This is a genomic window from Pinibacter aurantiacus (assembly GCF_019130065.1).
In the GTDB taxonomy this organism is placed as follows: Bacteria; Bacteroidota; Bacteroidia; order Chitinophagales; family Chitinophagaceae; genus Pinibacter; species Pinibacter aurantiacus.
Genome location: NZ_JAHSPG010000002.1, coordinates 79,282 through 104,076, shown reverse-complemented (window position 1 = coordinate 104,076; position 24,795 = coordinate 79,282). Strand labels below are relative to the sequence as shown.

General features: G+C 40.8%; 21 protein-coding genes. 11 read left to right on the top strand and 10 right to left on the bottom strand.

Annotated features, from left to right (window positions below):
• Nucleotides 1–33: 33 nt before the first annotated feature.
• From KTO63_RS03720 to KTO63_RS03705, 4 genes are all read left to right on the top strand, one after another.
• Nucleotides 34–597, top strand: a complete 564-nt coding sequence (locus KTO63_RS03720; protein ID WP_217789804.1) for a 1-acyl-sn-glycerol-3-phosphate acyltransferase — start codon at nucleotides 34–36, stop codon at nucleotides 595–597.
• Between the two features lie 400 nt (nucleotides 598–997).
• The gene (gene tsaB, locus KTO63_RS03715; protein WP_217789803.1) at nucleotides 998–1,690 is read left to right on the top strand and encodes a tRNA (adenosine(37)-N6)-threonylcarbamoyltransferase complex dimerization subunit type 1 TsaB; all 693 of its coding nucleotides are present in this window, start codon (nucleotides 998–1,000) and stop codon (nucleotides 1,688–1,690) included.
• A 104-nt stretch (nucleotides 1,691–1,794) separates the two neighbouring features.
• Nucleotides 1,795–2,133: an ArsR/SmtB family transcription factor gene (locus tag KTO63_RS03710; RefSeq protein WP_217789801.1), complete on the top strand. Its 339-nt coding sequence runs from the start codon at nucleotides 1,795–1,797 to the stop codon at nucleotides 2,131–2,133.
• A gap of 346 nt (nucleotides 2,134–2,479) precedes the next feature.
• A complete protein-coding gene (locus tag KTO63_RS03705) occupies nucleotides 2,480–3,883 on the top strand; it encodes an MBL fold metallo-hydrolase (RefSeq protein ID WP_217789800.1) in 1,404 nt (467 codons plus the stop codon).
• Between the two features lie 129 nt (nucleotides 3,884–4,012).
• On the opposite strand, the gene KTO63_RS03700 is transcribed toward KTO63_RS03705, so the two are convergent.
• Entirely contained in the window at nucleotides 4,013–4,939 is a 927-nt protein-coding gene (locus tag KTO63_RS03700) for a lysophospholipid acyltransferase family protein (protein ID WP_217789799.1), read from the bottom strand.
• A 539-nt stretch (nucleotides 4,940–5,478) separates the two neighbouring features.
• Between KTO63_RS03700 and KTO63_RS03695 the strand changes: the two genes are divergently transcribed.
• Nucleotides 5,479–6,390: a helix-turn-helix domain-containing protein gene (locus KTO63_RS03695; protein WP_217789798.1), complete on the top strand. Its 912-nt coding sequence runs from the start codon at nucleotides 5,479–5,481 to the stop codon at nucleotides 6,388–6,390.
• Nucleotides 6,391–6,483: 93 nt separating this feature from the next.
• Here KTO63_RS03695 and KTO63_RS03690 read toward each other — a convergent pair whose 3' ends face one another.
• Nucleotides 6,484–6,873, bottom strand: a complete 390-nt coding sequence (locus KTO63_RS03690) for a putative signal transducing protein (protein WP_217789797.1) — start codon at nucleotides 6,871–6,873, stop codon at nucleotides 6,484–6,486.
• Nucleotides 6,874–7,026: 153 nt separating this feature from the next.
• Nucleotides 7,027–8,142, bottom strand: a complete 1,116-nt coding sequence (gene dnaN, locus KTO63_RS03685; protein WP_217789796.1) for a DNA polymerase III subunit beta — start codon at nucleotides 8,140–8,142, stop codon at nucleotides 7,027–7,029.
• Between the two features lie 245 nt (nucleotides 8,143–8,387).
• On the opposite strand from dnaN, the gene KTO63_RS03680 reads away from it, so the two are divergent.
• From KTO63_RS03680 to KTO63_RS03665, 4 genes are all read left to right on the top strand, one after another.
• Nucleotides 8,388–8,867 carry a regulatory protein RecX gene (locus KTO63_RS03680; protein WP_217789795.1) on the top strand — a complete coding sequence of 160 codons (480 nt, stop codon included), beginning with the start codon at nucleotides 8,388–8,390 and terminating at the stop codon, nucleotides 8,865–8,867.
• Nucleotides 8,868–8,919: 52 nt separating this feature from the next.
• Nucleotides 8,920–9,666, top strand: coding sequence for a 3-deoxy-manno-octulosonate cytidylyltransferase (locus KTO63_RS03675; protein WP_232373016.1), 747 nt, complete (start codon nucleotides 8,920–8,922; stop codon nucleotides 9,664–9,666).
• 179 nt (nucleotides 9,667–9,845) lie between these two features.
• Entirely contained in the window at nucleotides 9,846–10,919 is a 1,074-nt protein-coding gene (locus tag KTO63_RS03670; RefSeq protein WP_217789794.1) for an iron-containing alcohol dehydrogenase family protein, read from the top strand.
• A gap of 143 nt (nucleotides 10,920–11,062) precedes the next feature.
• Nucleotides 11,063–11,704: an NAD(P)H-dependent oxidoreductase gene (locus tag KTO63_RS03665; RefSeq protein WP_217789793.1), complete on the top strand. Its 642-nt coding sequence runs from the start codon at nucleotides 11,063–11,065 to the stop codon at nucleotides 11,702–11,704.
• A gap of 283 nt (nucleotides 11,705–11,987) precedes the next feature.
• Here the strand turns inward: KTO63_RS03665 and KTO63_RS03660 are convergent, their stop codons facing one another.
• The 6 genes from KTO63_RS03660 to KTO63_RS03635 form a co-directional block, all read right to left on the bottom strand.
• Nucleotides 11,988–13,934 carry a protein kinase domain-containing protein gene (locus tag KTO63_RS03660; RefSeq protein WP_217789792.1) on the bottom strand — a complete coding sequence of 649 codons (1,947 nt, stop codon included), beginning with the start codon at nucleotides 13,932–13,934 and terminating at the stop codon, nucleotides 11,988–11,990.
• Complete coding sequence (locus KTO63_RS03655) at nucleotides 13,931–14,698, bottom strand: PP2C family serine/threonine-protein phosphatase (RefSeq protein ID WP_217789791.1); 768 nt, start codon at nucleotides 14,696–14,698, stop codon at nucleotides 13,931–13,933. The genes KTO63_RS03660 and KTO63_RS03655 overlap by 4 nt, the downstream gene beginning before the upstream one ends.
• Nucleotides 14,695–15,369 (bottom strand): vWA domain-containing protein, encoded by a 675-nt coding sequence (locus KTO63_RS03650; RefSeq protein ID WP_217789790.1) that lies wholly within the window; start codon nucleotides 15,367–15,369, stop codon nucleotides 14,695–14,697. The genes KTO63_RS03655 and KTO63_RS03650 overlap by 4 nt, the downstream gene beginning before the upstream one ends.
• A gap of 222 nt (nucleotides 15,370–15,591) precedes the next feature.
• Nucleotides 15,592–16,233, bottom strand: coding sequence for a YceI family protein (locus KTO63_RS03645; protein ID WP_217789789.1), 642 nt, complete (start codon nucleotides 16,231–16,233; stop codon nucleotides 15,592–15,594).
• A gap of 267 nt (nucleotides 16,234–16,500) precedes the next feature.
• Nucleotides 16,501–17,622 carry an alpha/beta hydrolase family protein gene (locus tag KTO63_RS03640; RefSeq protein WP_217789788.1) on the bottom strand — a complete coding sequence of 374 codons (1,122 nt, stop codon included), beginning with the start codon at nucleotides 17,620–17,622 and terminating at the stop codon, nucleotides 16,501–16,503.
• Between the two features lie 259 nt (nucleotides 17,623–17,881).
• Entirely contained in the window at nucleotides 17,882–18,901 is a 1,020-nt protein-coding gene (locus KTO63_RS03635) for a tetratricopeptide repeat protein (RefSeq protein ID WP_217789787.1), read from the bottom strand.
• Nucleotides 18,902–19,379: 478 nt separating this feature from the next.
• Here KTO63_RS03635 and KTO63_RS03630 point away from each other — a divergent pair, with 478 nt between their 5' ends.
• On the top strand, nucleotides 19,380–19,898 hold the full coding sequence (locus tag KTO63_RS03630; RefSeq protein ID WP_217789786.1) for a GNAT family N-acetyltransferase: 519 nt from the start codon (nucleotides 19,380–19,382) through the stop codon (nucleotides 19,896–19,898).
• Between the two features lie 125 nt (nucleotides 19,899–20,023).
• Here KTO63_RS03630 and KTO63_RS03625 read toward each other — a convergent pair whose 3' ends face one another.
• On the bottom strand, nucleotides 20,024–23,176 hold the full coding sequence (locus KTO63_RS03625; protein WP_217789785.1) for an AsmA family protein: 3,153 nt from the start codon (nucleotides 23,174–23,176) through the stop codon (nucleotides 20,024–20,026).
• 338 nt (nucleotides 23,177–23,514) lie between these two features.
• Here KTO63_RS03625 and KTO63_RS03620 point away from each other — a divergent pair, with 338 nt between their 5' ends.
• Nucleotides 23,515–24,663, top strand: coding sequence for a methionine aminotransferase (locus KTO63_RS03620; protein WP_232373015.1), 1,149 nt, complete (start codon nucleotides 23,515–23,517; stop codon nucleotides 24,661–24,663).
• Nucleotides 24,664–24,795 lie beyond the last annotated feature (132 nt).

Genomic DNA, 24,795 nt, shown 5'->3' with positions numbered 1-24,795 from the left:
AGGGTTATTCACTAATCTCAAACTTGTCGGTAAATGCTTAGATTGTTCGCTTGGTGGTTCAAATTAAAAGGTTGGAAAATTAAAACATCGTTTTCCGGCAAGGCTGATAAGGGTGTTATTATTGCAGCTCCCCACACATCCAATTGGGATTTTGTCTATTCCCTTGCCGCATTGCGCATAGTAGGAATAAATGCCCATTATCTCATCAAAAAAGAATGGTTCAAATGGCCACTCACAGGCATTTTGCACAAATCGGGAGGCATTCCTGTAGAACGGAAAAAAACCTATAACAAACTTGTTGAGTCGATCATTGATATGTTCAGACAAAAAGATGAGCTGATTTTGATGATTGCGACCGAGGGAACCCGCAAACGTGTTGAGAAATGGAAAAAGGGCTTCTATTACATCGCCCTTGGTGCAAATGTTCCGGTTTATCCCGCATATTTGGATTACAAAAAGAAAGAAGCAGGCATTGGAGCGCCCATCTGGCTAACGGGTGATAAAGAAAAAGACGCAAAAGTTTTGAGGGATTTTTATTCAGATAAAACAGCAAAATTTCCGGAAGATTTTAACCTGGATGCGATAAGGTTTGATTAAGCGTTGCATGTTTTCAAGTTGCAAGGACATAATTTGTTGCCAGACTCATGATTTTGCAAGTTCGAACAAGGGCCTGATCTTATTAAGAATATTTGAATATCAATACCGGCACCTTGCTGGTGCGATTTACAACCAGCCGGAACAAGGCCTCCACCATTGGAAGTCACTCAAAAAATTTGGTCAACCAAAAAGGGCAATTCATAAAGATATTTCGGTTTTTTATATTCTTTTATTTCTTGTTACGAGAAATTTACCTCTTCTTTGCATATTGAATTTTAGTGGTTTACCATGAAACCCGTTATTCATAGCGGGATTTAAAGTAATTTTGCCGGTTTGATAAATCGTTTAAACAGGTATTTTCGGAAGGTAAGTCATTAAATATCAATTAACTTTCTTTTAAATGGCGTTGATTCTTAATATATATACGGCGACGGAAACGGCTAGTGTGGGGTTAATGGAAGGGGAAAAAGAACTGAGTGTTGAGATAAATAAAGAACAACGCGATCATTCTTCCTGGCTTCAGAATGCAATTCAGAGGATATTGACTGCTTCGGCGCGTTCTGTTAGCGACCTTAATGCAATAGCTGTTGCAGAAGGCCCCGGATCTTATACCGGATTGAGAGTAGGAATGGCAACGGCAAAAGGATTGTGTTTTGCATTAAACATCCCTTTAATAACTGAAAGTACTTTAAAAATAATGGCGCTTGCCAGCGTGGAAAACTGGCATAAAAATAATAGTATAAATAAACAACAAATTATATTATTTTGCCCTATGATTGACGCGAGAAGACTTGAAGTGTTTTCCGCAGTATTTGATGAAGAATTAGGCATAGTAGAAAAAGCAGCTGCCCGAATTTTAGACGAGTCTTCTTACAATGATTTGCTTTTAGAACATAAAGTTGTCTTTTCCGGATCCGGAAGCAACAAGTTTGAGAAGCTGATATCAAATAAAAACGCTGATTTTCAAACGGTTAATATAACCGCTGCGCAATTAGGAACCTTATCTTACCAAAAATACTTACGATCTGAATTTGCAGACCTCGCGTATGCCGAGCCTGCCTACCTGAAGGAAGTTTACCTCGCAGGAAGCTAAAATTCTAAAAGTTTGTCCCATTAGGATTGTAAAATGTCGCTTTTAAATATATGTTTTAGTCAATTTGTTGAATTTTTGCATGTGTTTAAGTCCAATTATCAATTATGAATACATCAATTAATACCGTAATGATAAAATTAGAAGACGTGTCTACCATGAAAATTGATTTTCTCCAGGTAAAAAAAGCAGCACTTATTTTGAGGGCGCTGAATCATAAACTGCGCCAGCAAATTCTAAAGTTGCTAGAGGAAAGCGGTAAAATGACCGTAACAGAAATATATGTTCGCCTTCGCCTTGAGCAGTCCGTAGCCTCACAGCATTTGGCTATTTTAAGAAGAGCAGGAATCGTTAAAACCGAGCGTGATGGAAAGTTTATTTATTATACTGTGAATCACAATCGCATTGAAGATATCAACAAATTTGTTCTTGAGCTTACTGCGTAAGCCCCAGGAATTTTAAAATAGATTTAAACACGTAACAGGAGGTTATTTCAGCAATGAGATAACCTCTTTTTATTTCTTCACATTTCTGATTTCAGACTTTTGAGTAACAGGCGTTCATGTCTAATTTGAAAATTTGAGGATTTGAAAATTTGAAAATGCTTTGGGCGGAGCCTTATGGGTTTTATCATTACTCCCGGATAATTTGAAAGTCAACTTTGAAAGAGAAAAGCTACACAGACAGAATCTTCAAATTCTCAAATCCTCAAATTTTCAAATTTGCCTAACTTTTGACCTGATCCAGCTTACTTTTTAATGCCTACCTTTGCAATACTAAACATGAGACATTATGTATGTAGAGCAATTATATACCAATTGTTTAAGCGAAGCTGCTTATTACATTGAAAGCAACGGGGAAGCCGCCATTATTGACCCTTTGAGAGATATTGACGACTATCTTCAAAAAGCAGCGGAACGAAATGCTACCATCAAATATATTTTTGAAACACACTTTCACGCCGACTTCGTAAGTGGTCACATAGACCTCAGCAAAGCAACGGGTGCGCCTATCATTTATGGCCCGGGCACTAACGCCGCTTTCGATTTCCATTTGGCAAAAGATGGTGAAGTTTTTAAACTGGGAAACATCAGCCTTGAAGTGCTGCATACACCTGGTCACACAATCGAATCTACCTGCTATTTATTAAAAGATGAACAAGGAACCGATCACGCAATTTTTACTGGCGACACATTGTTCGTTGGAGATGTTGGCCGTCCTGATCTTAGCAGCGGAAATAAATCTTCAGAAGAGCTGGCTGGTTTGTTGTATGATTCGTTGCAAAGCAAAATTGTTCCATTGGCAGATAATGTAATTGTTTATCCTGCACACGGTCCCGGAAGCAGCTGTGGTAAAAACCTTGGCCCGCATACGCAAAGCACCATTGGTAGTGAAAAGCAAACGAACTATGCTTTGCAGCCTCAAAGCAAACAAGAGTTTGTTGATGCAGTAACAAAAGATCTGCCTGCAGCTCCGCAATATTTTCCCATCAATGCAAAGATCAACCAACAAGGTTACACTAGCCTTGATGAAGTGTTGAAAACTGCGTTGGCTCCTTTGTCTATTCAAAACTTTAAAGCGGAAGCAGAGAAAGGTGCTGTTATTTTGGACACAAGAAATGCTAATACATTTATACAGGGGTATGTGCCAAACTCAATAAGCATCGGCCTTGAAGGACGCTTTGCAGAATGGGCAGGAAGTATCTTAAGCTTCGATGAACCGATGATTCTTGTTACAGATGCAGGAAAAGAAAAAGAAACAGCTATTCGTCTTGCGCGTGTAGGTTTTGATAAAATAAACGGTTACCTCGAAGGTGGTTTTGAAGCATGGAAAAATGCAGGCGAAAAAGTTGACCTGATCATTGATGTTGAGGCAGATGAATTGGCAATGGATCTTCCTTTTGATGAACATCTTGTTGTACTTGATGTTCGCCGCGAAGCAGAATTTGCAGTTGGCCACGTGAAAAATGCTGTTAACCTTCCGCTTTCTGATATGAAGAATCCGGCAAACATGTCAATCCTTGAAGAGAATCAAAACATTTATGTTCATTGTGCAGGCGGCTACAGAAGCGTGATTGCTTCTTCATTGCTGAAGCGTCAAGGTATTCACAACATCCGCAACGTAAACGGCGGTTGGGGCAAGATCAAAGATCAGTCTGGTATTGAGACGGAGAAAGATCAGAGTGTGCTGAACTAGAGAAAAATTAATAATTAGTAATTAGTAATTAATAGGGCGGCATTCAAAAACTGAATGCCGCCCTTAGCGTTTTTAAACAGATACAATATCGCTTTTTCAAAATATGTTACCCTGTTAATTCTTAATTCGTTACTCATACGCCGCCCGCCTCAACACCGGCACATCTTTCCCAATCCACAATTTCTTGTATTCGCTTTTCCACTCAGATTTCCAGCGCTTGTGCGTCCACATCCATATCTCAGGATTTTCTCTGATTGCGTTTTCCAATAGCGTCACGTATCTGCGTGTTAGTTCTCCTTCTTCTACGCTTCTTGGATTTTCTTCAATCATTTCGAAATGAAGCGTGTAGTAGCCACGCTTCGGTTTCTTAAAATAGCCGAACACTGCAGGCATGTTTGCGGAACGGGAACTTTTCTCCGGGCCTGTTACAAAAGGAGTAGCCCTGTCGAAGAAATTTAGCCAATATGCCTTGTCTACTCCGCCAGGATTTTGATCCGCCAGCAAAGCCAGCATATATGGGCGTTTGCGTTGTTCGATATAAGCTCTTGTAAATGCGCTGGTGGGCGTTGCAGGAATAAGGCCCGCACCTGAGCGCTGTCTTAAATGAATGAACAATCTTTCCATCGCCTGATTCTTAATGGGCATATACACGATAAGCATGTGCAATGGAGAGTTGTATTCAAGCGTGAAGTTTCCTAGCTCCCAGTTAAAATAGTGTCCGAGAAAAAGATGGGCACTTTTTCCCTTGGCATTGATCTGTTCAAATATTTCAAAGTTGCCTTTGTATCTTTTTTCAACAAAAGATTTTCCCGCGCTCAGCATTTTAATAGCCTCAATAAAGTTGTCAATAAAATTCCTGTAGAACTTTCTTGCAATAGTTTTTTTCTCTGCTTCTGATTTTTCAGGAAAAGCAATAGAAAGATTTTTCATCACCACCTGTTTGCGATAACCTGCTATATAGTAGAGTATAACATAAATAAGGTCGCAAAAAATATACAGAACCCGCATGGGCAACAAGGAGAGTAAATATAAAACGCCATATAACAAGTAATACATAACTAGTAATTACAGACAAGCTGTATTTATGTTTTGCCAGAAGTTGTTAAAAAGATTTGCAAAGATATGATGATGAATAACTTCAACGGCACAAGGCCAGAAGTAAAAATTCAAAAGTGAAAAGTCAATAACGTTCAAAACAGTTCGAGACCCTTTTGGCTTTTGCCTTTTGACTTTCCCTTCATGATAGCTTGAAAGCAACGATTTTATTTCAGACGTTGTCAGCTTCAGGAAACCAGCAAACTCAATTGTCATCAAACTCTCATAAATGAATTATTTTAGATATTATTTAGATTCTACCCGCAAGTTTTGTGTTAGTTTAGCGTCAAAGTCTCGACAACGTTTACCAATTTTAAGTCCGGCTTTACCCCCCATCTTGTTCCGTAAAAACTACTAAAAGAACGTAAACCTACTTGTTTTACAATTCTTTACCCTTCCCCGTTATTTTATAAGCGGTAAATATTGATAAGGAGCGGGAGGTGAAAAGTTGACTTAAATCAATCAAATAAACGAATTTTGCAATTCTATCTTTAGTGAACATGGCTGAAAAAATACCTTATTACAACAATCTTAGTGAGTCGTTTCAAAGCGCCGATATGACGGTTTTGAATCCAGATTTTGAGCTGATCAAGTTTGAAGATATCCCGTACGATAGTAAGCTTTTCAAACAACCATTCCGTCTGAATGCATTCATTGCAGCTCTGGTGACGGATGGCAGTTTCACTCTCAACATAAACTCACAAGTTTATCATCTTGAGCGTGGCAACATGTATTTCACTGCTCCATGGCACATCCGCCATTATCATGAAATTAAAAACTGGAAAGGCTACATCATTTTCTTTACGCCGCAATACGTTTTCCAGCAAAAGCCCGCCAGAACGATCACTACAGAGTTTCCTTTTTACCAGGCAGAAAGCGGTTTAACTACAAAGCTTAGCGAAGAGCAGATCACTGCGTTTGAGCAGTTGTTCACCGATATGCAAGGTGTACTTCGCTCAGATAATCCTGATCGTTACAAGATGTTGTTTCATTATACCAACATTTTGTTGTTCAATGCGAAAGCTGCGACTTCCGGAAGTTATACAGTTACCAAAGGCAATGAAACAGTTGTTTCTCAATTCATGAATTTGCTGAATGGCTATTTCATTGAGTTGAATAAAGGGAACATCAAGGAAGAGTTAACTTTAAAAGCTGTTGCAGAGGGAATGCACTTGCACCCGAACTATTTAAGCAATCTGCTTAAAGATCAAACTGGTAAATCTGCTTCGCAAATTATTCGTGAAAGAGTTGGTTTGGAAGCGCAGGCGCTTTTGAAAAACACGAATATGACTGTAGCAGAAGTTGCATACTACTTACAATTTACAGACACTTCCAACTTTGCCAAATTCTTTAAAAACGTTGCAGGCTTTAGCCCGAGCGGGTTTAGAGAGAGCTTAAGGGAAAAAGTCTAAGAATAAAGTAAAAATTAAAAAGTCAAAAGTCAAAAACACAAGTGCGAAATAGCGCTCCCTTTTTTGACTTTTGACTTTTTAATTTTTTGCTTATTAAAGCTCTTCTTGCATCGCTCCACAACTATAACACCTGTAAACAGTTGTCTGCTCCACTGGCTGGCCATTTTTTAAAACACTCCATAGCTGTTGCCAGACTGTATCAAAAGTTTTTACGTTCACAATTTTTTGAACGCTTTTTTGTCCGCAGTTTTCACAAGCAACATTCTCAAGAAAAGTTCGCTCGGTTGTTTCGAGAATGCGGTTGGCTTCTTCAATGTCTTCTTCATTCACCATCAACTTCATTCCGCCCAGCGCGGGGCTTAGCAAAGGATCGATGGTAATGGTATACTCATCTTGTATATAGCAATTTAACCCCGCATCCTTTAGCAGAGAGAGCTGCATGTTTGCATTTATATAATTGTCGTAGGATCGAATTGCTTTCACGCTGTTTCTTTAATGGTTAAGGATTTGAAATTTATTTTTAGAATATCTAATAAATTTCAAATCCTTATTAAATGTACGAAAGGTGTTGAAAAGGGCATTAAAAAAGGTTGTTCCATTTCTGAAACAACCTTTGTATAAAAGAGATTTATTTTACTATTGATTCAACATCAAAGGCATTACAAGCATTAACAGCTCTTCGTTTTCTTCGCCTTCTGTTTGTTTAATGATACCAGCTTTTGTTGGTGTAGACAGCTCAACTTTTACTTCGTCGCTTTCTGCAGCGTTCAACATTTCTATCAGGAATTTCGCGTTGAAAGCAATTGCCAGGTCTTCACCATCGTATTGACATTTCATTCTTTCATTTCCTTCAAAGCTAAAGTCAACGTCTTGTGCAGCCAGTTGCAATTCACTTCCGTGAATGTTCAACACAACCTGGTTAGTGCTCTTGTTACTGAATACACTTACGCGGCGCAATGCACCTTGAAAGTCTGATTTCGTAACAACGAGTTTGTACGGATTGTCTGTAGGAATAACAACTTTGTAATCAGGGAAACGGGCGTCGATCAATCGACAGCTCATTTGTGTGTTGCCATGCTTTACAAACAGGTGGTTGCTGTTGTAATTGATTGTGATTTCATCTGCATTGTCAGGCAATGCTGTTTTCAACAAGTTCAGCGGCTTACGTGGCACAATGAAAGAATCGTTCTGCGGGCAATGAACGTTTGTCAATTTATAACGAACCAGTCTGTGTGCATCGGTAGCAACAAACTGCAAATAGTTTTTATCCAGTTCAAAGTAAACACCTGTCATCGCCGGACGAAGATCGTCGTTACTTACAGCGAATAAAGTTTTGTTGATGGCGGTTACCAGCTGACCTGATTCCAAAGTAAATGATGTGGTATCATCTGCAGATGGTTCTTTAGGGAAGTTATCAGGGTTTTCGCCCATTACTTTATACTTACCGTTGTCGCTTGTAATTTCAACAGCGAAATTTTTGTCGATGTTGAAAGTCAGTGGCTGATCCGCAATATTCTTCAAAGAGTCGATCAAAATTTTTGCAGGAATACAAACCTTGCCGCTCTCTTTCGCTTCGATTTCGATCTGCACGCGCATAACCGTTTCAAGGTCAGTTGCTACTACGGAAAGCTTATTCGTTTCTACCTCAAACAGAAAATCTTCTAATATTGGCAAAACCGTATTGGAGTTAATAACCCCGCTGATCTGTTGTAACTGTTTCAGCAAGGCCGAAGATGAAACAATGAACTTCATATTAATTGAATTCAAATTTTATGTAGTGGCGAAACTAATGATTTTTAACTAATAGGCAAGTGTTGGGGGATAGTTTGTGTGAAGAAAATGCTGAACGCTCAAAGCCCAACGCAAAACGCCAAATACTGGACGCAGAATGCCTAACGCTTAAGGCTCTTTCTGTGCAGCAGGCTGCCTTTTAGCGTTAGGCATTCTGCGTTAAGCATTAGACGTTTAGCATTGGGCGTTCGGCTATCTTTGCTTCCATGGCCTTTGAACGAACGTTAACGCCCGAGCAGGCGCTCCAAAAAGCAAAACAATATTGCGCCTACCAGGAGCGCAGTCACCAGGAAGTGAAGGATAAACTCTATAGTTACGGTTTGTATAAACCTGCGGTGGAAACAATGCTTTCGCAACTGATTGAGGAGAACTATTTGAACGAAGAGCGCTTTGCCATTGCGTTTGCTGGCGGCAAGTTTCGCATGAAGCATTGGGGTAAAGTCAAAATTAAATACGAGCTGAAACTAAAAAAAGTAGGCGACTACTGCATAAAAAAAGCTCTCCAATCGATAGAAGACGAACCCTATTTTGAAACACTCCACAAGCTGGCCGAGGAAAAATGGAAAACACTCAAGGGTGAGAAAAACATTTTCATAAAAATGCGCAAAATGCAGGATTACCTTTTGCAAAAAGGGTATGAGAATGAATGGGTGAAGGAGGCAGTGGAGAAGCAGAGGGGAAAGTAGCTCGCTACCGGCAACTTCAAAAATCCCTAGCTTTGCGAAAACTTTTCTTTACATGCAAGACAATCGCATTGTTGCAATGATACCGGCCCGTTATGCTGCTACGCGCTTTCCGGGAAAACTTATGCAAATGCTCGGCGATAAAACCATTATCCGCCATACCTATGACAATACTTTGGCCACCGGACTTTTTGACCAGGTGGTGGTGGTAACGGACAGTGATATTATTTTCGAAGAGATTACTTCACATGGCGGTAATGCCATTATGAGCAAAAAGCTTCACGAAAGTGGCAGCGACCGTATTGCGGAAGCCGCGGGCCATCTGGATGTAGATATTGTTTTGAATGTGCAGGGAGATACGCCTTTTGTGAAAAGAGAACCTTTGCAAAAATTGTTGCAGGTTTTTGAAGGCGAAGAGGGTACAAAAGTACAGGTGGCATCAATGATGCAGCCGCTTACTGAACAAGTATACATCGACGATCCTAACTATGTAAAAGTGGCCGTGGATATTAACATGAACGCAATTTTCTTTAGCAGAAGCGTGATCCCATATCCGCGTAATAAAGATCTTGTGATTCCTTACTACGAACATATTGGCGTTTATGCATTCCGTAAACAAGCGCTTTTAAATTTTACCAACTGGCCCATGACGCCCTTGGAATCTGCTGAAAAAGTAGAATGTCTTCGTTACCTCGAACACGGCGTTCCAATGAAAATGGTGATCGTGGATTATATGGGAGTTGAGATAGACACACCAGGCGACCTTGATAAGGCTGCTTCGTTTATGAAGGACGAAGAGTAAATCAAAAGGAAAAAGTAAAAAATCAAAAAAAGGAAGAGGGAACTCGGTCAAAGTTTTAAGATGTTTGATAACACTTAAGCGACGACTACCTTTTTAATTTTTAATTATTAATTATTAATTGCCCCGCCCTACTTTTGTAACCCAATAGCGATTGTTCGCTTCATCTTCAAATCCTATTTATGCAGTTTAGAAATTTTAAAATGGTTGATTACGTGGTGTTTGGCCGCGGTAGCTTCAATCAGTTAGACGAAATATTGGCGCCTAAGCGCAAATCAGACGCTCCGATGATTTTCTTGGTTGACCACTTTTTTGAAGGAAAGGCTTTGCCAAGCCGCATTCCTTTGAGAGGAAAGGATAAAATAATTTTTGCAGACGTTACGCTTGAGCCTAAAACCAAACAGGTAGATGCGCTGGCACAACAACTGAAAGATGAATTTGGAACCGTTAGCGGTATCATTGGTATCGGTGGTGGTTCTACAATGGATCTTGCTAAGGCAGTGAGTTTGATGATGACAAACCCTGGCTCTTCTGCAGATTATCAAGGCTGGGACCTTGTAAAACAGCCCGGTGTTTACAAAGCTGGTATTCCTACATTGAGCGGAACGGGTGCGGAAGTTTCCCGTACAACTGTTTTGACCGGACCAACCCGCAAACTGGGCATGAACTCTGATTTTACACCGTTTGATCAAATCGTTTTGGACCCTGAGTTAACTGCCGACGCGCCGGTTAACCAGCGTTTTTATACCGGTATGGATTGCTATATCCATTGCATTGAAAGCCTTGAAGGAACTTTCCTGAACGAATTCAGCAAAAGCTATGGCGAAAAGGCTCTTGAACTTTGCCAGGATGTTTTCCTGAAAAGAGATCATTGGGACGCAACTTCTGACGATAAACTGATGATGGCTTCTTACGCAGGTGGTATGAGCATCGCTTATTCACAAGTGGGTGTTACGCACGCGGTTAGCTACGGCTTAAGTTATTTGCTGGGCACCAAGCACGGCATAGGCAACTGTATAGTAATGAACCATTTGGAAGAATATTATCCTGCTGGGGTAGATGAGTTCAAAAGAATGGTGGAGAAAAACAACATTGACATCCCAACAGGAGTGTGTAAAGGTTTGACTGATGAACAATTCGACATTATGATCAATGTTTCCCTTGGCATGAAACCACTTTGGGAGAATGCTTTGGGTAAGGATTGGGAAACAATAATGACCCGCGAAAAATTGAGAGCGCTTTTCGAGCGTCTGTAGTTTTTTAATAAATATCTGATTTTCATACAAATAACACCGAAATTCTATCGGTGTTATTTTTTTTAACACCTTTTTGATGTTTGAACGTCAATTTATTTATACCTTTGTTTAAACATTGATTCTTAAAAATAAAACTAATTTATATGGAATATCTTGATTCACTGAACTGGCGCTATGCGGCTAAAAAAATGAATGGTCAAAAAGTACCTGCTGAAAAGCTGCATAACATTTTAGAGGCTATCAACCTCGCTCCTTCATCAATGGGTTTGCAGCCTTTCCACGTTATCGTGGTGGAGGATGAAGAGTTGCGAAAGAAATTGGCTCCTGCTATGTACAACCAGCCACAAATCATCAGCGGTTCCGCTGTTGTGATATTTGCGGCATGGGATAACGTTACAGAGGAACATATTGACGAGTATCTGAGAAACACCGCGAAAGTGCGTGGCATTAAAGTAGAGGATCTTGGCGGTTTCCGCGATATGTTGATGAATGCTATTAAAGGTCGCTCTGCAGAAAACCTGCAACAGTGGTCTGCCCGCCAGGCATATATTGCTTTAGGCGTGGGTGTTACGGCTGCTGCAATTGAAAAAGTGGATACGACTCCAATGGAAGGTTTTAATCCTGCCGCAGTTGATGAAGTGCTTGGTTTGAAAGAAAAAGGATTGACTTCTGTAGTAGCGCTTGCATTGGGTTACAGAGATGATTCGGACCATCTTGCGAAAGCGAAAAAAGTTCGTCGTGCGAAGGAAGAATTCTTCACACACTATGTTGCAGAATACGCTTAAGGTTTAATGGTGTTGTTTATATTAAGAGCCTTCATTCTTCGGAATGGAGGCTTTTTTGATAGCACACGGATTAGACGGATTTACACGGATTTTTTTTGGCACGCAGATGACGCTGATTTGACTGATCTACGCTGATGGGTGTTAATAACTGAGTAACTGAATAATTGAATGGTATGCATAAGAATCTCCTTTGATTTTGAACCCTCAATTATTCAATTAGTCAGTTATTCAACTTTTGAGAAACCCGTGTAAATCCGTCCAATCCGTGTTATCCGTGTGCTCTCTAAGTGAAGCCGCCGAATTTTTTATTGAACGCTTCGTAGTCAACAATGGATTGGCAATACTCTTTGTGTAATGAATTGATTTGCGTTTCTAGTTGCGATTGGCGGTTGAGGATACTTGTCTTTAAATAATTGAGTGAATTGTAATCTTTCTTTATTTCATTTTCCAGATATCTTTTCTGTTGCTCTATTTGTGTAGCGATCAGGGCATAACGCGTTTGCAATAAATCATTGTCTGGTTTGTAGGTATATCTTGAAGCCACCAGCCTTTGCCACGACAATAAGTTTTGAATAAACTTCGGGCCTATGCCGGGAACTTTTATCGATGTGAGCTTTGTAATATCTCCCGCCGTTCTGATACCTGCCGTTGCCAGTGTTGCTTTTCGCGACGCACCGAAACCCGCTATAGTAAAGTCGTCCAGCAAAAACTGGTGCAGGAAAACATGCAGTTGATTATTGTACACCTCTTCTTCCATTTCACGTTTCCGTTTCTGCAATTCTGTTGGAAGCCTTTTGAACTGATCGATGGACCTTTCCAATTTCGAAGCGTTGTTGCTGTAATTGTTGAGTTCTTTCGGCGTGTTATATTCTTTTAATGCAGTCTCCAGCAATTGTCCCTGTGTTTTGTATGCAAGTTCGCGTCGCTTTTTTTCTTTTACTATATCTCTATGCCACGGAAGCAATTTGTATGAGAAGCCAATAAGGAAAAGCGATAGAAAAGAAAATTGTGTTGCGTAAATCGCAATTAAAATGGCAATTACAACTATGATCGCCATTCCGATTCGATGGTACATCTTATAGCGTTTGTAAATATCCAAAATCGGGCTTGGTGGAATGGCCTGTTTGTTCTGCTTTGGAAATGAAATTTTCTTCAGGTTAAGTTGCTCAACTTTAAATCCGTTGATGAACTTATCCATATCAGCAGATCCAGGTATTTGCTGCGTATAACTGTCGTCCAGAAAATAATAAATATTGCGTCGATCCTTAAAGTCGCACCAGGGGCAGGTTACAAGCGTTGAGGGATAAATATGAATCTTATGTTTTTCGCAGGTTGACATTTCCTTTGAAAACTCGTCAAGCGCTTTCATCCATTGCTCAGGTTCGGGCCTCGCAATTTCATTTTCAAAAGAGGAGTGAAAGAGTGCGACTAATTGCTGCGATAAATTACTAATGGCAAAACTGTCGTTTGGCGGCAGTAATTTTTTATTCAGTTTGTTAACAGAATAAGCAAACAAATATTTCTTAATGGCCGTTTCTTCGTCAATGTCTTCATTGGAAATGTTGCGACCTGCAAATGGATGCCTGCCAAGAAACAACAATTGGAAAATTAACACTGCCATTGAGAAGCTATCGGTGTTTACGCTTCTGATTACATTGTTAAACGACGATTTACTCAACAGTTCCGGCGGCGTGTATCTTGGCACGCCCACCTCACAAAAGAAATAGCTGCTGTTGTTTTTTATTTGAAAAGAATCACAATCGATAAACGCCACCATGCCCTGGCTGTTCACCAGGATGTTTCCTTCGTTTACGTCACCAATTACCAGGCCCTGTGAGTGGAGGGCGTAAAAAGCAGTGGCGAGATTTCTTGCCACGTGCACCAGAAAGTTGTAGCCTTTGTCAGGAAAATTTTTCTTTCGGTCCATTGGGCTGAACAGCATATGCAGCGGCATGTAGTTGTCCAGCTTCTTCATTACAAAACCTACAACAGTCCCATTATCCCGCACAATATCAACCGGCCATGCTGCATAGTTTAGTGTTTGGGCATTGCCCATCGCTACCATTGTGCGCAGCTTTTCAATCTTGTCTGTGCTAAGCGCCTCATTGTAAATTTTCAACACCTGCGAGTAGTTGTTGGCAAGTTCATATACCTGTCCCTCGCCGCCTTTCCCTAATTCACGGGAAGCTGTGTACGAATTTTTTTCACCGGTATATGTTTTGTTGATCATTTATTGAGCGTTGTTGCGAGGAACAAGGTTTTATCATCGTCGGTTCTGCTGTTGATCATTTGGCCGGAGAGAAACTCCCTCAGTTTGTTGTTGAGTATCTCTGTTTCTTCAGCATTTTTTGCCATTCGCAGCCATTTAAACAGATCACTGAAAAATGGTCCATGTACGCTGGATGTTTCATTGTTCAATGTGAGGTGTTGCAATCCGTCTGTTATAATAGCAACTTCATTTATGCGTTCGTTAACCGTTGTTATTTTAAGATTGGGAAAATTGATGTCGTCCACCAGGAACACGGTTGTGTTGGAATATTCTCCGTTTTGCGGCCACCAGATGGCTGCGTAGCCGTTGTTGCCGTCATCACGAATGATGGCTCCATCGCCAATTTGAAAGAAAACAGATTTCCCTGGCAGCAAAATGCATCCAAGAAAAGTGGAAGAAAATTCATTTATTTCAACGCCTCTTTCTTCAGCAAGGTTTGCAAAGACATCGTAAATGTTTTCTGCAACAGACATGACAATTGAGTTATCAACATCCTTTTCTGCGGCAATGCATTCTTCAAACAACTCAATCGCTTTTTGCGTAGCGATTGTTGATGCTTCTTCTGCATATGCTGCACTGCCTGCACCATCGCTTACACAACAGATCAATGCTGTTTCATTATTGGCTGCGTTTACAATTTTGTAGGCAATCGCATCTTCGCATGATTTGTTTGTGGCAAGATGAGAAGTTCCGATAGCGCTTTGTCCTATTGCTTTCCACATCATAGTTCTGACCAGCCGGTTGGTGGCAACATGGTGATATTGCTTCCCGGGTTTTTACTTGAAACCATTTTCATGGAAGCCGATAGCCACATGAAGAATTCTCTGAACATTAAGCCTTTCAATCGCAAAGGCTGGCGAACGGATATTTGTTGCAGCACATCCATATTTGCACCTTCTACGCCAATGGCAAAAAAGGCGAATGATTTGCGATCTTCCCCGTCTTTGATTTGCGAGGCAGCGTGGTGCCAGCCATCTGTAGGAGCGCCGTCTGTTATTAAAATGATCCAGGGCTTGTAGTAAGAAACGCCGTGGTTTTTATAGTCCTGTTTTCTTTTCGTAACCATGTCCACCGCCAGTGAAATGGCGCTTCCCATTGGTGTGTCGCCGTTGGCGTGTAAAGTTTTGGGGTAGAAGTTTGGCACCGTCTGGAAATCTGATTCAATGGAAACGGGACCAAATGTGATCATGGCCACTTCCACTCTTTTCATTGCCAAAGGATCGCCGAGGAGTTCCTGCTTGAAGGTTTCAATGCCTTCGTTCAATTCACGGATAGGCAGACCAGACATTGAGCCGGATGTGTCCAGCACCAGCACGCACGGACATCGTGGTTCCGGGTTGTCGGCAAAGCTGTCGCTTCCAAAAGGTATTTGTTCAAATGAAATGTAATCGCTCATGGGCGTAATTTAATTTAAAACGGGACACAGATGACACAGATAATAACTGAATAACTGAGTAACTGAATAACTGAGTGGTTCAATGTGGAAAACTAAGACTAAACACAAACATTCAGTTATTCAGTTACTCAGTTATTCAGTTTCAAAACCTACGTGCTCACTTTGGATAAAAAAATAAACCCCGCTTTCGCGAGGTTTATCCTTAAAACAAAACAACAAAAATTATGACTTGCTAGCTACTATTTTCAACTGAAGGTTTACCTCAGGACGAACGAATTTGTCGCCCAAAGATTTATCATTTCCGTAATGCATGCCCCATTGTGTTCTGTCAATATTAAAGTTTGCAGAAGCATTGATGGTGTTTTCTGCAACTGTGATCTTCGCAGGGAACGTTACGTTTTTAGTGCTGTCCTTCAAAGTAAGGTTTCCGCTTATTTTGTGTGTAGCAGCTGTATCGTTTGCCAAAGGTTCTACTTTAGTAATTTCGAAAGTTGCGTTTGGATATTTAGCAACATCGAAGAAATCTGCACTTTTCAGGTGACCTTCAATTTTCTCTTTTCCGTCGCCTGGTTTCATGTCAACATCTGTAAGAGAATTTATGTCGATAATGAATTTACCGGCAGCGATTTGACCATCCGCCAACGTGAATTCACCATTGTTTATTTTCAATGTTCCGTTGTGCTGACCAACTGGTTTTGTTCCCAACCAGCCAACAACACTTGTAGCGGTGTCAATTTTAAATTCTGTACCTGCGGCTGTAGCAGCAGCTTGTTTTTCTGCCGTTTCAGCTTTGTCAGCTTTGGGAGCGTCCTGGCAACTGATGATGAAGAGAGCTGCCGCGATAGGAAGTAATATCCTTTTCATAGTTAATTTCTAATTTTAGAACCCAAAGGTACAACATTTACCTATTCGAAGTTGTAACACTGATATTCAAATATCATAAGATTGTAAAAACATCTCAAACTATTTCTAAGGGAGTTTAGAGAGTGCAGACTGCCTGATTGACTCGGGTTTTTTCCAACCGCAAAGTGCGCAAAGGTTGCGCAAAGAAAAGAAGGGAGATTCTTATGCGTATCCTTCGTTTCCTTTGCGCCAACGTAGTGCGCTTTGCGGTTGATTGGGTTTTCCGTTTCAGAAAACCAGTATACTCTTGAAAATTTTATACTGAGTATCAACGACTGACTGGTTAAAGCCGTGGGCTGTTTTTGGTAACAAAAAGTATTCTTTTTTCGGGGCTTTTAGTTTGTCAAAATAAGCCCTTGTCGATTCTTTAGGCGTTAAGATATCTTCCTCGCCCTGGATCAGGTAAACCGGCAGTTGGAAGCTGGTATTGTTTTTCAGAAAGTTTATGGATGCTCGCATCGATGATACTCCGAGTTGCTTGTCGCCCACAAAATTGACAAAAGAATAATCATCGCCGTCTTCGCGGTCCTTTTCATCTTTACGATTTGCATAAACGGAGTCTTCTATGAACCATGATTGAGGTGCGGGGATGGAGTTTTCCCTTTCATATTTTTTGACAATCTTCCACAACTTTCCAACTGTTCTCGCTCTTTCATAAGGTGGTTTGCCAATGGCATTTAGTTTGTTCAGGGAAGCTGTGTCGTTGTTTTTTTGTGCCAACTGTTGCACTTTGTTGTAAAGTAAATCATCGCTGTCCGGGTTTACAATTTGTGAGTGGCCCACATATGCATAAAACAGATCTGGTCGTTTTGTGGCTATAGTAACACCAAGCGCAGAGCCCCATGACGTCCCGAAGAGTATGACTTTTTTCTTTTTCAGTTGCTTACAAAGTTGCTCAGTTAGTGCGATGCCATCTGCCGCCATTTGATCGATGGTCAGGACATTTGCTTGTAAAAATTCTTTGGTCAATTCCCCGGGTGCATTTTTGCCAAAGGTTCTGCCTGCTCCTCGTTGATCCCATTGCACAACTATAAAATCATTTTCCAATTGTTTATAAATATGATCAGCATAAGGGCTCATAACGCTTCCGGGTCCGCCATGCAGAAATAAGATAACCGGCTTCGAGAGATTTCCTTTGATAGTAAGCCACTGCTCAATGCCATTGATCAGCAGAAATTTTTCTTCGCAAATATGATCCTGAGGAATGTTTTCAGCTGCGGCTATTGAATGAGTTGCTGATTGCTGCGCATTGACAGAAAATCCGAAAACTGATTGAATGCAGATAACGATGATTGATAGGCAATAGGTTCTGATTGACATAGTTGTATAAAACACAAACATAATAAGCATTTGGAGAATTTTAAATGCTATAGCTTTAATCTAAGAGGTCTCGTTATCGACGGGGCTTCGACAAGCTCAGCCTGACACTCTGCTTTTGCTGTAAGGCTGAGCTCGTCGAAGCCTCATTTAAACAAAGGCGATGCTATCAAAGGCTCTTTAGGAAATAACATTGCCAAAGATGCCACTAACAACAATTAGCTTCATTGGAACCGAAAAGAAAAGGCAGCCTCAAATTGTGGGCTGCCTTTTGTATAATGCTATCTGACTCCTAGTCTTTTTTCGTCTGGTAATACTGATGATCGGCTAATTTGAAAACCCTTCCTTTTTGGAAAGATGTGAATTTCTCGTATTCCGCAGCGTGGGTTGTTGTCCAGCTTTGGAAAGTAGTAAGGTTTTGCGCCGCTCCAAACAACCATTGATTGTACGCATCAAACATGCCGCCTTTTAATAGTTGTTGTTGATAATCGAATAGTTTAAATGGAAAACTCAGTGCTTTTTTGTCCATCCACTCAAGCAGAAATTTTGTTCTGATCATGGTTAGCGTTTCAGCGGTAATGCCGTTTGCAGCGATATCTGTCTGATGCGACATTACTTCAAGATAGGCTTTTACAAATTCGTTTTTCATGTCCTGATCTTTGGTAAGGTTTTGTTCCACAAACAGCTTTTTGTAACCCTCCAACACCAGCTTTTTAATTTCTTCTGTTCTGCGGCTGTAGCTTTCGAGATCCAGGAAAATTTCCCCGTAAATCAAACCCCACACTTTGTCTTTTGTGAAGTAGTAATATTTAGCAGCATTGTAGTAATTGCCAGAATAATTTTTGTCTACCTCAATTCCTTTTTCCCAAAGTTTGATGGCGCTGTAGTCTTGTTTTGTCCACAGCATTTCGCCGTATTCACTATATAGCACGCCGCTGTTTGGAAACGCCTTGATGCCTTTTTTGTACAATTTCTCACAGTCCTTTCTTTCTTCGATTGCTTTGTACACCATTCCCAGCAGCTGGTACGACTGCACATCGGCATCTGGTCTTTCAGGCAACGGTTTGCCTACTTCCAATGCTTTCGAATAATCGTGACTGAGGTAATAGTTAAAAACGATGTCTTTCAGTATTTCAAGATCATTGGGTTTTTGTTGAAGTGCTTTGTTGAAAGAAAGCAACGCGTTTGTATAATCGCCCTGGCGCATAAAAGTCTTGCCTGTTTCCTGCAAAGTCTTTGCATCCGGTGTTTGCTGCGCAAACAATATCATACTACATTGAAAAGCCAATACGAACGATAAGATTCTTTTCATCTGTTTGGTTTGTCGAATTTTTTAATAGGCTCAAAGATAGGCAGATTGTATAGTCAACGTTGTGCTATAACAATCCGGTCACGAGATTTTTCGGGTTTTAGTGAAATGTGGGCACAGGTTAGGGGGCACCTAGTATTTCTCGCTTCGCGATATTTAACATGTCGCCCCTACGGGGCTGGCAGTTGGTTCGCGATAACGCCAATAATTACAACTAACGTACCGCCCCGATAGGGCTGGTTGAATTTCAAGCACCAAGCTCCGTAGGAGCGGAACGTTAGTATGGGAAGATGACAATCCAGATTTCCATAGCCAGCCCCATAGGAGCGACATGTTAAACATCGCGAAGCGAACACAATCAGCTTGTTTTGATTTAACGCCTTTCGTAGATAAAGGACCAGTCCATTCCGGACAACCCAACCTCCTACCGTGTTTTTTGTTATTCTTTGAATTCACTCTATTTTTCGCCAACATTGTATTTATGGAAGACATAAAAATTATAATCGCTTCAGCTGAACATGCGGACCTTATTGCGGAAATGAGTCAGAAGACATTTTATGATTCTTTCCATGAGCAAAATACAAAGGAGGATATGGATAAATTTCTCAACGAGCAATTTACTATTCCCGCGCTTAGGGTTGAGGTTGGAAAAGAGGGAAACATTTTTCTGCTTGCATACCTTAACGATGTTCCCGCCGGCTATGTGCGGCTGCGCGAAGAACCGTTGCCGGACGAAAACAGTTCTGCGAACGCCATTGAACTGGCGCGCATTTATTGCATCAAAGAAGCCATTGGCAAAGGCGTTGGCTCTGCATTGATGAAAAAGTCACTTTCCATTGCCAAAGAGTTGAACAAAGAAGTTATCTGGCTGGGCGTATGGGAATTTAATCCAACTGCTATAGCGTTCTACAAAAAATTCGGCTTCGAACAATTCAGCGAACATGAGTTTTTGTTGGGGAATGATAGGCAGAGGGATGTTTTGATGAAGAAGACGCTGTGACAACAATTAATAATTAATAATTAGTAATTAATAAGGTGCTCTTTATTATAAATAGCGAGCCTCCAAAACTGTGAAGCTACCAGTAGTGCTGCACTCTTTCAAGACTGCAGCATATTAATTTTTAATTAGTCCTCATATTCCGTTTCCTCCAACTGATCCGTATTTTTCCCCACGGCTATATTTGGATTTTCGGCAGTGCCGGTCACTTTTATGGGTATGCCGATGATGCCGAGTGGCGGCAGGCCGAGGCGCATTTTTAGATTGAGTCTTTGATCGAAGCTCGTTTGGCCCTCAAGGCGGATCCTGAAGCCGGACACTTTCATTTTGGTGCGTTCAAGTGTTATGAGGTTGTTTTTAATGGTTGTTTTAAAATCAACTTTAGAAAGATCGGGATCCTTAATGTCATCTTTACCGGTTTTACTACCCACGGCGTTGAATAATTTCAGACCCTTAAGTTTCACTTTCTTTACGCTAAGCGTTCCTCCACCTACAAGCGATGGATAGATGGGCATCATGTTTTCATTCAGTTTGCCGTTTAACTTGTAGTCTATAGAAACAATTCCTTCTGCTTTACTTGCTGCCGTTGCCAGGTCGTGGAATATTTTTACTTCGTTATAGGCTCGTTTTACATCAAAATCAGTGGCGGTAATGTGATAGTCGAAATTGGCCTTCACGGGATTGACGCTTGCATAAACGGCATCCATAGAAACGTTACAGCCTATCATGTTAAATGCTGCTTGTTTCAATGTCAGTTGGCTGTTGTTAAGTGTTGCGTCTCCTGTAAAGTTTTCTAAAACGATATCGTTGTATTTTATTTTCGCGGCATTCGCGGCCAGGTGCAGGTTAAGGTTTTCCGGAATGATCACAACACCAGTTGCAGTAGGTGTTTCTGCGGGAAATGCTTTTGCCTCCTCGGGCAATTTTTTGTCCTGCGCCGGAGCAAAAGCCATAAACTCGTTTACATCGATAAATTTCGAATCGAGTTTAAAATCGCCTTGCAACACGGCTTTATCGTTCAGTATGTAGTTAAGTACATTGCTACAGTAACCATCCAGCCTGAAATCAGAGCTTCCGTATTGGGCAATAAACTTATTGAACCACATTTTATCCTGGTTAAATCTGAACAGGCCCTCTGTTATTTTAAACGGTTGTGGAAAGGCTTCATGTGTTATAGCAAGTTCTTTTACTTCAAGTGTTCCGCTGTTGTTCAATTTCGTGTAGCGGCCGTTCATGGCGTCGCTTTGCCTTCCCTTTAATGCAAAATCTGCTTTGATAAGCCCGGTTACATTAAATTCTTTTTGTGAAAATACCTTGTAAATTCTGTCGATGTCCAGTTCACCTTTTGCAGTAATGTCATATAAAATGTCTTCAAAGTTTTTCAGTGAGCCGTTTACATAGAACGGTTTTCCTTCGAACACAAAAGACGCCGGTTCAACGTTAACGTTAAGCCCTTTCAGCGTTCCGTCACTGTCATCTGCTTTTGCGTTGATGTTTATAGATTCAATCGCATTGGGATAATACTTGGTTTTGAGAACGCCGTCTGCCAAACGAATATCTGCCGTGGTTACAGGAAATTTCTTTTTGTCTGCATCGTAAGTGCCTTTGCTGTTCACATTCAGTTGAAGAGCTCCTTTCAATTGCATGCTTTCCAGCGGATATACTTTTTCGATATCCTGCATGTTCAGGGTGGATTGTATGTTGGCGTTTACGAACACATCCGGTAAGCCGGCCAGGTTGATATTTCCTTTGATGAAACTGTTCAGCGCCGTCGCATTCAGGTTTGCAATATCAAACTTCATGTGACGGTAGTTGCTATCGCAGGACGCATCAAGTTTGAAGTTGATATTCTTAATTGCTTCCGGCAACGATGCGTATTTGAAATAACCGTTGCTCATACTCGACTTGATAGTAAATGCCGGAATACTTGTAACGACAGTATCAATTATTGTTTTCCTAAGCGTTCTTTTCACAAGAGTATCTGTGGTATAATTTCCATCAGCATGTAACTGCAGGTCTATTTTTCCTTTTGTATCGTAATTCGTGAAGCCGAACGCACGTTGCAGCATTTCGAGATTCATGTTGGCATCTACATTTGCGAAAACATACGGCTGCGAAAAACCTCTTGTGCGAATGGTGCCTTTCAAATAATCCTTTTCAAGATTGAAAGAAATGGAGTCGGCATTTATTTGCATACTGTCCAGGTTCAGCGATGGCATTTTTACATCCAGCCTGAGCGCGATGTTTTTGGCAGGAACCGGCGCGTTGTTGTATCTCACAAAACCACGATCCACATCCATGTGAAAATTAAGGTCTGGCGAAAGATTTTTTGATGCTATGTATTTTCCTTTCAATGTAAGAAGAAGGTTTGCAAAACCATCTACGTCCGTCTTCTTCAGCCATTCCACATATTGCGGTGGCATGGCGGTGAACAGATCGTAAAGACCGGCCTTTTTAGAGCTAACAGAAAGATCCATCGCATAGCCGTTCTCGAGAAAGTCTAACGTGCCATTAAATGTGATGGGCAGGCCGTTTATCTTCAACCTGTTTTTCGTAAAAATGAATGCAAGTGACTTTGTGTTGATCTTGGTGACCAGGTTTGCCTTTACATTTTTTCTTTGCAGGTAATAAATATTGCTGAATGAAAAATCGATCGAGTCGATTCTGGCCTTAGTCGTCAGGTCAAAGATAGACTCCGAGAAATCGCCTGTGCCTTTGTAGGTAAAACCAAATGCGTCTATATGCAGGGGAACGGATTTATCGTCATACAATACGTGTGAATTGTTGATGACAATTTTACTTAGTTCGAGGTTGGCTGATGACGTGTCTGATTCATCTTTCTTCCTCGTTGAATCTGTTTTGGAAATATAGACATTGTAGTTTGCATGTCCTTTTTCGTCTGCAAGAATCTTGATATTTCCGCCGTCTACATATATTTCATCTATCACTACTTTCTTGCTATAAAGCAATGTGGTAAGGTTAATACCCAGCGCCATTTCTTTGGCAGCGATCAATGTATCTTTTTTAAACGGCGCAGATCCCTTCAGGCAAAAATCATGGAGTGTAAGCGTAAGTGAAGGAAAATGATTGAAGAAAGAAAGCCTTGCTTTGGAAAATTCCAGCTCGCCATCTATGCTTTTGTTTGTCCAGTTCTTTATGTGTGTAGCTACAGTATTTGGCAAAAGATATGGTGCAATAAACAGCAACAACAATAGGGCAGCTATTGAAATACCGGAAACCTTGAGTAGTTTTTTCAAAAAGGGAAAGACAGAAAATTTCATTACCTATAATTTTTGGAGTTTTCCAATAGGTACACAATCGACGGAAGGTTGAAATCAGGGGATATTAAATTAAAACTGGTGTATACGGGGGGCTGTTCAGGTTAAATAAGTATGCCAAAATTAGAAAAAAAGGAAGACATGTAAATTATTTCACGGTAAACCACTATTGGTATACAAATAAGCAGGGGTGTCTGTTTAGTTTATTACCAACTTTTTGACAAATAACCGAATAACTGATTAACTGAAAGTTCAAAGTCAGTCTTGCTCTTCGATATTCAACCACTCAGTTATTCAGTTAATCAGTTATTCAATTATTTTTGAGCATCAAAAATTTCCTCATGTCAATTCACATCCAAAGCAAGCTCCCCAATGTAGGCACCACAATTTTTACGACTATGAGCGCATTGGCGGCGCAGCATAATGCTGTAAATCTCGGGCAGGGTTTACCGGATTATGCGATGAGCAAGGAACTGATTGCGTTGGTGAGCAAGGCCATGAATGACAACTATAACCAGTACGCTCCAATGGCGGGATGGATGCCGCTGCGTGAATCGATTGCTGAAAAAGTTCAATTTCTTTATAATACTACCATTAATCCTGATACAGATATTACCATTACTCCGGGCGGCACTTATGCAATCTATTCATCCCTAACCACCATTTTGCAACCGGGCGATGAAGTGATCGTTTTCGAACCGGCATACGATAGCTACGTTCCAAACATCGAAGTGAATGGCGGCAAGGCTATTTTGTTACCGCTAACCATTCCCGATTTTAGAATTGACTGGCAATTGGTGAAGCAAAATATTTCACCAAAAACAAAAGCGATTATAATTAACACTCCGCATAACCCAACGGGTGCCGTTTTGCAAGAAAGCGACATCCAAGAGCTGAGAAAGATTGTAAAGGGAACAAACATTTTCATCATCAGCGATGAGGTGTACGAGCATTTGATCTTTGATGGCATAGCGCATCAAAGCATTCTTCGCTATCCGGATTTAATGGAGAGAAGTTTTGTTTGCTTTTCTTTTGGCAAAGTATATCACTGCACGGGATGGAAACTCGGCTATACCATTGCTCCTGCAGCGCTCACGAAAGAATTCAGAAAAGTACATCAGTTTAATTGCTTCAGTTGCTTTACACCCGCGCAGGTAGCATTGGCAACTTTTTTAAAAGATAAAGATTCTTACCTGCAGCTTTCTCCTTTTTTGCAGGAAAAGAGAGATTATTTTATTGAGTTGATGAAAGAAACACGTTTCAATCTGAAGTCATCTTCCGGAAGTTATTTTATAACGGCTTCCTATGAACGCATTTCTGATGAAGGAGATGCTGATTTTGCCATTCGCTTAACGAAAGAGTTTGGCGTTGCCACAATTCCACTGTCTGCATTTTATCAGAATAGCAAAGATGATAAGTTACTGAGATTTTGTTTTGCCAAGAAAAACGAAACCCTGGAAGCGGCAGCGGAGAAATTGGTGAACCTGTAGAGACAAGGCATTGCCTTGTCTTTCTTCGCACACGCCGCATTTCTGAAAAGACAAGGCAATGCCTTGTCTCTACTATGCCGTTCAAATAAAATCCCCACCATCCCGCAACTTCATAGACAAAAAATATTATAT

Excerpts from the sequence above, each read along its gene's own strand:
- KTO63_RS03720 (WP_217789804.1), top strand. The coding sequence starts at position 34 with ATGCTTAGATTGTTCGCTTGGTGGTTCAAATTAAAAGGTTGGAAAATT.
- tsaB (WP_217789803.1), top strand. The coding sequence starts at position 998 with ATGGCGTTGATTCTTAATATATATACGGCGACGGAAACGGCTAGTGTG.
- KTO63_RS03710 (WP_217789801.1), top strand. The coding sequence starts at position 1,795 with ATGAATACATCAATTAATACCGTAATGATAAAATTAGAAGACGTGTCT.
- KTO63_RS03705 (WP_217789800.1), top strand. The coding sequence starts at position 2,480 with ATGTATGTAGAGCAATTATATACCAATTGTTTAAGCGAAGCTGCTTAT.
- KTO63_RS03700 (WP_217789799.1), bottom strand. The coding sequence starts at position 4,939 with ATGTATTACTTGTTATATGGCGTTTTATATTTACTCTCCTTGTTGCCC.
- KTO63_RS03695 (WP_217789798.1), top strand. The coding sequence starts at position 5,479 with ATGGCTGAAAAAATACCTTATTACAACAATCTTAGTGAGTCGTTTCAA.
- dnaN (WP_217789796.1), bottom strand. The coding sequence starts at position 8,142 with ATGAAGTTCATTGTTTCATCTTCGGCCTTGCTGAAACAGTTACAACAG.
- KTO63_RS03680 (WP_217789795.1), top strand. The coding sequence starts at position 8,388 with ATGGCCTTTGAACGAACGTTAACGCCCGAGCAGGCGCTCCAAAAAGCA.
- KTO63_RS03675 (WP_232373016.1), top strand. The coding sequence starts at position 8,920 with ATGCAAGACAATCGCATTGTTGCAATGATACCGGCCCGTTATGCTGCT.
- KTO63_RS03670 (WP_217789794.1), top strand. The coding sequence starts at position 9,846 with ATGCAGTTTAGAAATTTTAAAATGGTTGATTACGTGGTGTTTGGCCGC.
- KTO63_RS03665 (WP_217789793.1), top strand. The coding sequence starts at position 11,063 with ATGGAATATCTTGATTCACTGAACTGGCGCTATGCGGCTAAAAAAATG.
- KTO63_RS03660 (WP_217789792.1), bottom strand. The coding sequence starts at position 13,934 with ATGATCAACAAAACATATACCGGTGAAAAAAATTCGTACACAGCTTCC.
- KTO63_RS03655 (WP_217789791.1), bottom strand. The coding sequence starts at position 14,698 with ATGATGTGGAAAGCAATAGGACAAAGCGCTATCGGAACTTCTCATCTT.
- KTO63_RS03650 (WP_217789790.1), bottom strand. The coding sequence starts at position 15,369 with ATGAGCGATTACATTTCATTTGAACAAATACCTTTTGGAAGCGACAGC.
- KTO63_RS03645 (WP_217789789.1), bottom strand. The coding sequence starts at position 16,233 with ATGAAAAGGATATTACTTCCTATCGCGGCAGCTCTCTTCATCATCAGT.
- KTO63_RS03640 (WP_217789788.1), bottom strand. The coding sequence starts at position 17,622 with ATGCTTATTATGTTTGTGTTTTATACAACTATGTCAATCAGAACCTAT.
- KTO63_RS03635 (WP_217789787.1), bottom strand. The coding sequence starts at position 18,901 with ATGAAAAGAATCTTATCGTTCGTATTGGCTTTTCAATGTAGTATGATA.
- KTO63_RS03630 (WP_217789786.1), top strand. The coding sequence starts at position 19,380 with ATGGAAGACATAAAAATTATAATCGCTTCAGCTGAACATGCGGACCTT.
- KTO63_RS03625 (WP_217789785.1), bottom strand. The coding sequence starts at position 23,176 with ATGAAATTTTCTGTCTTTCCCTTTTTGAAAAAACTACTCAAGGTTTCC.
- KTO63_RS03620 (WP_232373015.1), top strand. The coding sequence starts at position 23,515 with ATGTCAATTCACATCCAAAGCAAGCTCCCCAATGTAGGCACCACAATT.